Source organism: Pseudomonas sp. NPDC086112, assembly GCF_044746425.1.
Classification (GTDB): domain Bacteria; phylum Pseudomonadota; class Gammaproteobacteria; order Pseudomonadales; family Pseudomonadaceae; genus Aquipseudomonas.
Map to the genome: position 1 here is coordinate 1 of NZ_JBIVCD010000088.1, position 3527 is coordinate 3527.

General features: G+C 61.6%; 2 protein-coding genes and 1 pseudogene. All 3 read right to left on the bottom strand.

What is annotated here, in order from left to right:
• Nucleotides 1-45: 45 nt before the first annotated feature.
• Nucleotides 46-408, bottom strand: a pseudogene (gene nuoI, locus ACIPLA_RS28015) (NADH-quinone oxidoreductase subunit NuoI); the annotation flags it as partial.
• A 12-nt stretch (nucleotides 409-420) separates the two neighbouring features.
• Complete coding sequence (gene nuoH, locus ACIPLA_RS28020) at nucleotides 421-1428, bottom strand: NADH-quinone oxidoreductase subunit NuoH (protein ID WP_008014900.1); 1008 nt, start codon at nucleotides 1426-1428, stop codon at nucleotides 421-423.
• A partial coding sequence (locus tag ACIPLA_RS28025) for a molybdopterin-dependent oxidoreductase (RefSeq protein ID WP_401177709.1) occupies nucleotides 1425-3527 on the bottom strand: 2103 nt, incomplete at its 5' end. The genes ACIPLA_RS28025 and nuoH, both read right to left, overlap by 4 nt.

Here is a 3527-nt window from a genome sequence, read left to right on the forward strand (position 1 = left end):
TTCTTTGTAGTACACCAGGTCCTGACGTTTGAACTCTTCCATTTAGAAATGAGGTGTCAGCTGGATCGCGGTGGTCGGGCAGGCTTCCTCGCAGAGGCCGCAGAAAATGCAGCGCGAGAAGTTGATGCGGAAGAAGTCCGGGTACCAGCGACCGTCTTCGGTTTCAGCTTTCTGCAGCGAGATGCAACCGACCGGGCACGCCACGGCGCACAGGTTGCAGGCTACACAACGTTCTTCGCCGTCGGGGTCGCGGGTCAGCACGATACGGCCACGGAAGCGCGGCGGCAGGTACACCGCCTCTTCCGGGTATTGCAGCGTGTCGCGCTTGCGGAAGGCGTGGCCGAAGATCATCACCAGGCTGCGAAGCTGGGTGAAGAAGCCATGCACGATGTCAAAAATGTACTTCATGATTCTCTATCCTCACTGAGCCGCGACGGCGGGCGTGTTGAGCAACACGACCGCAGCGGTCACCAGCATGTTGACGAGGGTCAGCGGCAGGCAGAACTTCCAGCTGAAATCCATCACTTGGTCATACCGTGGGCGCGGAATCGAGGCGCGCAGCAGGATGAAGAACATGATGAAGAACGCGGTTTTCAGTGCGAACCAGATGAACGGGATCTGCGGCAGAATGCCGAACGGACCGTGCCAGCCACCGAAGAACAACGTCACCAGCAGCGCCGAAATCAGCACGATGCCGATGTACTCACCGACGAAGAACATGCCCCATTTCATGCCGGCGTATTCAATGTGGTAACCGTCGGCCAGTTCCTGTTCCGCTTCCGGCTGGTCGAACGGGTGACGGTGAGTCACGGCGACGCCAGCGATGAAGAAAGTCAGGAAACCGAAGATCTGCGGAATGACGAACCACAGGTTCTGCGCCTGGTATTCAACGATGTCGCGCATGTTGAACGAGCCGACCTGGATCACGATGCCCATCAGCGACAGGCCCATGAACACTTCGTACGACACGGTTTGTGCCGAGGCCCGCAAGCTGCCCAACAGGGCGAACTTGTTGTTACTCGACCAGCCGGCGAACAGCACCGCGTAGACCGACAGACCGGCCATGGCGAAGAAGAACAGGATGCCGATGTTGATATCCGCCACGCCCCAGGTCGGGGTGATCGGGATGATCGCGAAGGCAATCAGCAAGGCGCTCATGGCCACGACCGGCGCCAACGTGAAGATCACTTTGTCGGCGAACGGCGGGGTCCAGTCTTCCTTGAAGAACATCTTGATCATGTCGGCGGCGATCTGGAACGCGCCGAACGGGCCGACGCGGTTCGGACCGTAACGGTCCTGCCAGAGGGCGAGCAGACGACGCTCGACCCAGCTCAGCAGCGCGCCGCACACCACCACGGCGAGCAGAATCACGATGGCCTTGAGGACCGCGATGATTACGTCGATCACTTCAGGAGTGAACCAGGTCATAGCGCTGCCTCCTGCAGACCGTCAACGGATTTGCCGAAGATCGCTGGCGGAATACCGGCGATACCGGCCGGCAAGGCGACCAGACCGGCGCCCAGCTCTTCGTTGATACGCAGCGGCAGACGCAGGGTCTGGCCAGCCACGTTCAGGCTCAGCAGGGCACCGTCATTGACGCCCAGACGATCGGCTTCGGACTTGGCCAGCGACAGGTAAGGGGCTGGAATGCGTTCCTGGACCGGAGCGGCTTTGGAAGAGTTCTCTTCGCTGCCGAACAGGTGGAAGAACGGCACGACCTGCCAGGTGCCCGGAGCCGGGTTGAACGCGCGCGGAACACTGGCGAACCAGTTCAGCGAATCACCGGTGCTTTCGATCAGGCGAGTGCCCGGGTCGCCAGCGCGGATGTGACCACCGACTTCGTCCTGGAACTTGTTCCAGGCTTGCGGCGAGTTCCAGCCCGGAGACCAGGCGAATGGTACTTGCTGACGCGGTTCGACCGAGCCCGAGTAACCTTCCATGGAGAACGAGAACGCGGTGTCGTTGTCCTGGGAAGTACGCGGTTCGTGCACGCTGATGTCGGCGCGCATGGCAGTCCGGCCGCTGTAACGCAGCGGTTCGCGAGCCAGTTTCAGGCCTTTGATGCGGAACGCGGCGGACGGTGCGGCATCGACGATGCGCGCCAGTTGCGGTTTGCTCGCAGCAACGGCAGCGGTGACGTGATCCAGTTGGGTCCAGTCGATCGGCTGGTTCAGCAGGGTCGAACGCAGGGCATGCAGCCAGCGCCAGCCTTCGTGAACCAGAATGCTTGCGTCGAGGTAAGTCGGGTCGAAGACCTGGAAGAAACGCTGGGCGCGGCCTTCCTGGCTGACCAGCGTACCGTCGCCTTCAGCGAAGCTGGCAGCTGGCAGCACCAGGTGCGCGCGATCGCTGGTGGCGGTCTTCTGATGGTCCGCCACGATTACCACTTTCGCGGCATTCAGGGCAGCATCGACCTTAGCTTTGTCGGTACGGGTGTACAGATCGTTTTCCAGCACGACGATGGCGTCCGCCTTACCGTCGATCACCGCTTGCAGGGCTGCGTCGACCGAGTCACCACCGAGCATGGCCAGGCCGAGGCTGTTGGCCTCTGGCACGATCAGGCTGATGGAACCGTTCTTCTCGCGCAGCTTCAGGGCCTTGGCGATGTTCGCTGCAGCTTCGATCAGCGCCTTGGAACCCAGCGAGGTACCGGCAATGATCAACGGACGCTTGGCAGCGAGCAGGGCGTTGGCGATGCGCTGAGCCAGTTCAAGGGCTTCAGCGTCCAGGCCTTCAACGGCCGGCGCGCTGGCATCGAGGGCGTGAGCCACGGCGAAACCGATGCGGGCCAGGTCGTCTGGAGCGGCGTGAACGCATTCTTCAGCCACGTCGTCGAGCTTGGTTTCAGCCAGACTGGCGATGAATAGCGGGTTCAGCGCGTGCTGACCGATGTTCTTCACTGCGGCATCGAGCCATGGCTGAACGCGCATGGCGTCGGCCATGTCTTCGGCCTTGCCCTTGACCGATTGACGCAGGGCCAGGGCCATGCGCGCAGCAGTCTGGGTCAGGTCTTCGCCGAGGACGAAAATCGCATCGTGATCTTCGATGTCGCGCATGTTCGGGATCGGCAGCGGGCTGTCTTTGAGCACCTGCACAACCAGGCGAATGCGCTCAAGTTCAGCGGCTTCGATGCCGGAGTAGAAGTGCTCGGCGCCGACCAGTTCAAGCAACGCGTAGTTGCTTTCGAGGCTGGCGCGTGGCGAACCGATACCGACGATGTTGCGACCGCGCAGCAGGTCAGCGGCTTTATCCAGTGCTTCGTCCAGGCCCAGCTTGGCGCCGTTGGCCAGCAGTGGCTGACGCGGGCGGTCTTCGCGGTTGACGTAGCCATAGCCGAAACGGCCACGGTCGCACAGGAAGTACTGGTTCACCGAACCGTTGAAACGGTTTTCGATGCGACGCAGTTCGCCGTAACGCTCGCCCGGGGAAATGTTGCAACCGCTGGAGCAGCCATGGCAGAGGCTCGGCGAGAACTGCATGTCCCACTTGCGGTTGTAGCGCTCGGAGTGAGTCTTGTCGGTGAACAC